Raw genomic sequence first — 5,277 nt, 5'->3', positions numbered from 1 at the left:
CAGGGCCTGTTGGCGGCAGCCGCCACAATGGTTGACGACGGCGACGGCCCCCGGCAGCCGCACTCCGTGCACGCCTTCTTCATGCGCGGCGGCAAGCCGGGCGAGCCACTGCGCTTCGAGGTGGAGCGGATGCATGATGGCCGCTCCTTCTCCCAGCGCCGCACCACCACGACCCAGGACGGGGTGCCGATCCTGACGATGGTCTCCTCCTTCCAGGAGCGGCAGGAGGGCACCGAGGTGCAGCTCGAGGCGCCCGACGTGCCGCGGCCGGAGGAGTTGACCAGTGCGCTGGAGATCTTCCGCTCCATCGATCACCCGGTGGCCAAGTTCCTGGGACGCACCACCGCCTTCGACATCCGCCACGTGGAGGGCAACATCTACCTGCGCCCCGGCAAGCAGACGGAGGGCCGCCAGCACCTGTGGGTGCGCTCGCGCGGGGCGCTTCCACCCGACACCACCCAGACGGTGCACCGGGCACTGCTGACCTACATGTGCGACCAGGTCATGCTGGAGCCGGCGCTGCGCAGTCAAGGCTTGTCCTGGCGCAGCGAGGGCATGAGCCTGGCCACCCTGGATCACGCCCAGTGGTTCCACCGCGACGTCGACGCGGGGGATTGGATGCTGTTCGTGCAGGACTCCCCCACTTCCCAGGGCGGGCGCTCCATGGCCCGGGCGGAGGTGTTCGACTCCGCCGGGCGCCTGGTCTCCACGATCGCGCAGGAGGGCATGATCCGCACTCCGACCGCTACTTCGCATGGGAGCGGCGACTGGGCGATTCGGGTGGCCGAGGGCGACGACGGCGGGCCGATTCCGGAGGCCGTGGATCCGCAGACCTCGGCCTGACGCCGTCTCGACGCAACACCGGCTCGGACCAGCCCGACGCTTGCCCGAGCCGGCTCAGTTTCGGCCTGGCGTCGATCCGGGCCGACGCCATCTTCACCCGATACCGTCTCGGACCGACAGCCGACGTCGCCGTAAGGGGCGCATACACGAAAACCATCACACGAGATCGCTCGCAAGGCCGTTGCTAGCGGGTTGGTGATAAACGCAACAGTCTATTACACGTAATGCCGCGCAAACGCGCTTAAGAGCCCTCCGTCAAAGGTATGCTACACAATTGAGACCTAGCGCCGTTGACTTGCGCGCTCCCGCCTTCTCGTGGTGACAACCGACGTGTCAGGCGGGAGCGCGCAGTCGTCGCGACGGTCCTGGATACAAAACACTCTCCCGATAACGGCCTGAGAAAGGAGTCCCATGCGCTCCCGCACCGCCTCCACCCTTCTGGCGGTACTTGCTCTCGGGGCATTGGCCCTGGTGATGATCGTCCCCGCTACTTTCATCAGCTCGGCAAGCGCCGCCGAAGACACGTGCACTGCCACCAACGAAACTCCGGACATCGTGCTCCTGAGAAACAACGAACCGGTCTCTGCCGACAACCCGGTTAACCCCTGGCAGGATCTGAGGCTGCAGTTCAGCCTCGACCTCGCGGACGGCCACTGCGCCAACCAGACTTACACCATCGACGTTCCCGATGAGCTTCGCTTCGACTCAGGCTCCACCTGGGACCTGAACACCGATGACGGTGACACCGCCGCCACGATGACCTACGCGGACGGCAAGCTCGTCGTCACGCTTACCGAGTACGTCGAGTCTCACCAGGACATCACCCTGAACGGCTGGATCGACGCCTGGCTCACCAACGAGATCACTCCCGGTGAGAACCACAGGCTGACGTTCAACACGAACGGCGAGACCACCACCGTTGATGTGCCGATCGGCCAGTGCGTCGGTGACTGCGACTCCCTGCCCACCGATATCAACAAGTGGGGCTCCGTCAACGCCGCAGACGCGGACGGAAACCGCACCGGCTACATCACCATCCAGGTTCCCGTCGTGACCCAGGAGATGGCCGGCGACGCCGACTCCTTGGCCGTGGAATGGACCGACACGCTGACTTCGGGCGGCCAGTCCTTCACCTGCTCGGCTTCGGGCTCGACCTACACGGGCCGCGACGTCTGGGGCGACCCTACCGGCGCTACCACGGCCAATGTGACCGTTACCAGCTGCACGGATGAGACGATCTCGGGCACCGTAGTGGTCCCGGTCGGTCAGTACGCCCGCGTCCGCATCCCCATGACCTTCTCCGGCGACGGCCCCTGGACCGACGACGCCTCGGTGACCATGGCGAGTGTCACCCTTAATAAGGAGGCAACCGTTACGCACCGCAACGGCGGCGGCTCCGCCAGCGGCAATGTGCCGGTCGTCCCGACTCCGAGTGAGTCTCCCACTCCCTCCGAGTCGCCCTCCGCAACCCCGAGCGAGTCGCCCACGCCGACCGAGTCCGCCACTCCCTCCGAGTCGCCCTCCGCCACCCCCAGCGAGTCGGAGACCCCGGTTGCCACCGCCTCGACGACGCCCAGCGCGGTCCGCGTGGTTGTCACCGCTTCCTCCACGCCGTCGCCCCAGCGCTCGCTGGCCCGCACCGGTGCCAACAGCCTGGTGCTCGTACTCGGCGCAGGCTCGCTGCTGATCGCCGGAGCGGTCGCACTCCAGCGCGCCCGGGCTCGCGAGTGACGCTGTTCGTCCGCCTGCCTAGCTGAGCTTCGACCCGGCAGCGAAAACGGGTGGGGCCCCGGATCTCAACGGTCCGGGGCCCCACCCGTTTTATCGGGTTGTCCACGCCAACGTGTGCGGGGAGGCCGAGACGGGCTCAGTCACCCTCCCCTCCTCCTCTTCCCCCGTTCTTCCCTCGCGAGCGCCTACTACGAACTTTTGCACCCTGGTGTGCGGCAAAACGCCGCACACCAGGGTGCAAAACGTCGTAACAGGGCACAAAGTGTCGCAACAGGCGGCCGGGTGCGGAGCAGATGTTCGCCCGCCCACAACGCGACTCCATCGCCTCGCAAGCCCGAGCAAGCTCGGCTTGACTCGGCTCAGTCGCGCGTGTTCGCCCCGCAACCAACGCGACTCCATCGCCTCGCAAGCCCGAGCAAGCTCGGCTTGACTCGGCTCAGTCGCGCGTGAGCTTCCTGTAGGTGACGCGGTGGGGGCGGGCGGCCTCGACGCCCAGGCGCTGGACCTTGTTCTCCTCGTAGGAGGCGAAGTTCCCCTCGAACCAGTACCAGGAGGCCGGGTTCTCCTCGGTGCCCTCCCAGGCCAGGATGTGGGTGGCCACACGGTCCAGGAACCAGCGGTCGTGGGTGATGACCACCGAACAGCCCGCGAAGTTCAGCAGCGCGTTCTCCAGTGAGGACAGCGTCTCGACGTCGAGGTCGTTGGTGGGCTCGTCCAGCAGGATCAGGTTGCCGCCCTGCTTCAGCGTGAGCGCGAGGTTCAGACGGTTGCGCTCACCGCCGGAGAGCACCCCGGCCGGCTTCTGCTGGTCGGCGCCCTTGAAGCCGAAGGAGGCCACGTAGGCGCGCGAGGGCATCTCCACCTGGCCGACCTGGATGTAGTCCAGCCCGTCGGAGACGACCTCCCACAGGGTCTTCTTCGGGTCGATGCCGGCGCGGTTCTGGTCCACGTAGGACAGCTTGACCGTCTTGCCGATCTTGAGCTCCCCGCCGTCGAGCGGCTCCAGGCCCACAATCGTCTTGAACAGGGTGGTCTTGCCGACCCCGTTCGGGCCCACGATGCCGACGATGCCGTTGCGCGGCAGCGTGAAGGACAGGTTGTCGATCAGCGTACGACCGTCGAAGCCCTTCTTGAGGTTGGTGGCCTCCAGAACCTGGTTGCCCAGGCGCGGGCCCGGCGGAATCTGAATCTCCTCGAAGTCGAGCTTGCGGGTGCGCTCGGCCTCCGCGGCCATCTCCTCGTAGCGGGCCAGACGCGCCTTGGACTTGGCCTGGCGACCGCGGGCGGAGGAACGCACCCACTCCAGCTCGTCCTTCAGACGCTTGGCGAGCTTGGCGTCCTTCTTGCCTTGGATCTCCAGGCGCTTCTCCTTGGTCTCCAGGTAGGTGGAGTAGTTGCCCTCGTAGGGGTAGAGGTGACCACGGTCGACCTCGGCGATCCACTCGGCCACGTGGTCCAGGAAGTACCGGTCGTGGGTGACGGCGATGACAGCACCCTTGTAAGTCTTCAGGTGCTGCTCGAGCCAGAGCACGGACTCGGCGTCGAGGTGGTTCGTGGGCTCGTCCAGCAGCAACAGGTCGGGCGCTTCCAGCAGCAGCTTGCACAGGGCGACACGGCGACGCTCACCGCCAGAGAGGTTCTTGACCTCGGCGTCCGGCGGCGGGCAGCGCAGGGCGTCCATCGCCTGCTCCAGCTGCGAGTCCAGGTCCCAGGCATTGGCGGCGTCGAGCTCGTCCTGCAGGGTACCCATCTCCGCCATGAGCGCGTCGAAGTCGGCGTCGGGGTCGGCCATGGCGGCGGAGATCTCGTTGAACCGGTCGAGCTTGCCCTTGAGCTCGGCCACGCCCTCCTCGACGTTGCCGAGCACGGTCTTGTCCTCGTTCAGCGGCGGCTCCTGCAGCAGGATGCCGACGCTATAGCCCGGCGACAACCGGGCCTCGCCGTTGGAGGGCTGGTCGATGCCGGCCATGATCTTCAGGATCGAGGACTTGCCGGCGCCGTTGGGGCCGACCATGCCGATCTTGGCTCCCGGGAGGAAAGCCATGGTGACATCATCCAGGATGACCTTGTCACCGTGCGCCTTGCGCGCCTTGATCATCTGGTAGATGAATTCAGCCACAGGTCTGATACGCCTTTCGAAAGGGGTTGCTCGGATTCGCTCGTGCCCCGACGACGACGCTCCCCGGCCGCGCCGGGGTGCGGGTCGCGTCGTCGGCGCACACCATTACCCAGCCTACGGGAGCTGCGGACCGACGACGACGGCGCAGGCCAGTGACGCCGTACACTCACCTCCGCCACGCCCACGACTGTCGGTAAGGAACCCGCGTGGGTGCCGACATACCGGGCGAACCGCCAATGAGCCGACCGCCCCCGCAAGGAACCCGTGTGCGCACCGGACTTACGGGCTCTTCGCGTTTAAGGGTGTGGAGACGGGGGTTGGGGTGGCGTCCGGGGTGTGTGGCTGTTTGCGGTTCAACCGGCTAACCCGCGCCTGCTTGGACCGTCTGGCTGTACTCGGACCGCCGGGCTGCGCTTGAGCCGCCCCGGACGCACTCTCAGGCGGTCCAACTGGAGGGACTCGGTCCAAGTAGGGGGCCGAGACAGGCGCGGCCGCCGGGACCGCCCGGCCTCACCACGGCCTGTCCGCCCACGGCCCGCCGTCGGCGCTCGTTCCCGTGCGTGGCGGCCCAAAGTGTCCAGGAT

Annotated in this window: 3 protein-coding genes; 2 read left to right on the top strand and 1 reads right to left on the bottom strand. The window is 67.0% G+C overall.

Going from position 1 to position 5,277, the window contains the following annotated elements:
• A partial coding sequence (locus tag BN1056_RS00300) for an acyl-CoA thioesterase (protein WP_244671413.1) occupies nucleotides 1–843 on the top strand: 843 nt, incomplete at its 5' end.
• Between the two features lie 411 nt (nucleotides 844–1,254).
• Nucleotides 1,255–2,574, top strand: coding sequence for an Ig-like domain-containing protein (locus tag BN1056_RS00295; protein WP_210578178.1), 1,320 nt, complete (start codon nucleotides 1,255–1,257; stop codon nucleotides 2,572–2,574).
• A gap of 436 nt (nucleotides 2,575–3,010) precedes the next feature.
• On the opposite strand, the gene ettA is transcribed toward BN1056_RS00295, so the two are convergent.
• Entirely contained in the window at nucleotides 3,011–4,693 is a 1,683-nt protein-coding gene (gene ettA, locus BN1056_RS00290; RefSeq protein ID WP_210578177.1) for an energy-dependent translational throttle protein EttA, read from the bottom strand.
• Nucleotides 4,694–5,277 lie beyond the last annotated feature (584 nt).

Source organism: Actinomyces succiniciruminis, assembly GCF_900002405.1.
Lineage (GTDB): Bacteria > Actinomycetota > Actinomycetes > Actinomycetales > Actinomycetaceae > Actinomyces > Actinomyces succiniciruminis.
This window is presented reverse-complemented; position numbering and strand designations above follow the sequence as displayed.

What these genes read in the sequence shown, in the direction of transcription:
- BN1056_RS00295 (WP_210578178.1), top strand. Translation starts at nt 1,255, where the DNA reads ATGCGCTCCCGCACCGCCTCCACCCTTCTGGCGGTACTTGCTCTCGGG.